Annotated in this window: 2 protein-coding genes; one reads left to right on the forward strand and one right to left on the reverse strand. The window is 46.4% G+C overall.

The features are described from left to right. Positions 1 to 1011: TolC family outer membrane protein (locus A3735_RS24795; RefSeq protein ID WP_068638833.1), on the forward strand; the 1011-nt coding region annotated here is incomplete at its 5' end. A gap of 3 nt (positions 1012 to 1014) precedes the next feature. Here A3735_RS24795 and A3735_RS31390 read toward each other — a convergent pair. After that, positions 1015 to 1223: hypothetical protein (locus A3735_RS31390; RefSeq protein WP_197486028.1), on the reverse strand; the 209-nt coding region annotated here is incomplete at its 5' end.

A 1223-nucleotide genomic window follows, 5' to 3' on the forward strand; every position in this document is an offset into this window, starting at 1 on the left:
ACCTGGCACTCAGTAAGCGCTAGTGAACAAAGAACCCTGCTAGCTCAAGTCGATTACCTTACTGCTCAGCAAAATTTAATCCTTAATGTCGCAACAGCCTATTTCAAAGTACTAAGAGAGCAAGAAAACCTGCGCTCTGACCACTCTCAGGAAGCAGCTGTAAAGCGCCAATATGAACAAGCCAAAGAGCAGTTTGATGTTGGCTTAATCGCGATTACCGATGTTCACGAAGCTAAAGCATCCTATGATGCATCGCAAACTGCACGAATTAGATCTGAGGGCAACCTGACCATCGCCCTGGAAAACCTTTCGCGAATTACGGGTGAGTATACAAACGAGCTACATGGCCTTAATCCTGACTTCCCTATTGCCATGGATACAAGCATTTCTGCAGAAAAATGGCTTGAGTCCGCACAAAACCACAATCTAGGTATCAAGATTGCTCACTACGCTTATAAGGCAAGCGAAGCACTTCTAAAGTCAAAGAAAGCAGCTCATTTACCTACCGTCAGTCTGGATGCCAATTATAGCAATTCTGCCTTCACCAATTACTATGCAGCTGGCAACGATGATAGTGAGAGTAGCGAACTAGCCATTACACTTAACATGCCACTGTATTCTGGTGGCGCAACACAGGCGGGTGTTCGCCAAGCTCGCCATCAGGTCGCCGAGGCAAAACACAATCTGACCTTAGCGCAACGTCAGGCGAAAATAGAAACACGTACCGAGTTTATTAGTCTGAAAACCAACATTCAGACAGTTGAGTCACTTCAACAAAATATCGTTTCTCGTGAAAGTGCTTTAGAAGCAACGCGTGAAGGTTACAAGGTAGGTACTCGAAATATTGTTGAAGTACTTGATGCCGAGCGTAACTATTTCACTGCACTTCGTGACTACGCGAATGCTCGCTTCGATTTTGTAGAAAGTAGCCTACGCATAAAACGCGCAGCGGGAACCTTAAGTGTTAAAGACATTGAAGCTCTGAACGCCTGGCTATCGCCCGGCCAGTAAGCTCTAGCTTTCTTCAAGCAAGGGCTGCAGGTGGTCAACAACACGTTTCACCGCTCCCTTGCTAGCCTCAACTTTCTGCAATGCATTTTGCCCCATTTCCTGAGCCCGTTCCGGGTTTGAAAATAGCATTCCGAGCGACTCGAGCAACGCGAGTTCATCTGCCACAATTTCCATACCCTTGGCTTCGACCAGTTGATGACAAATAGCTTCAA

The organism is Oleiphilus sp. HI0061 (assembly GCF_001635675.1).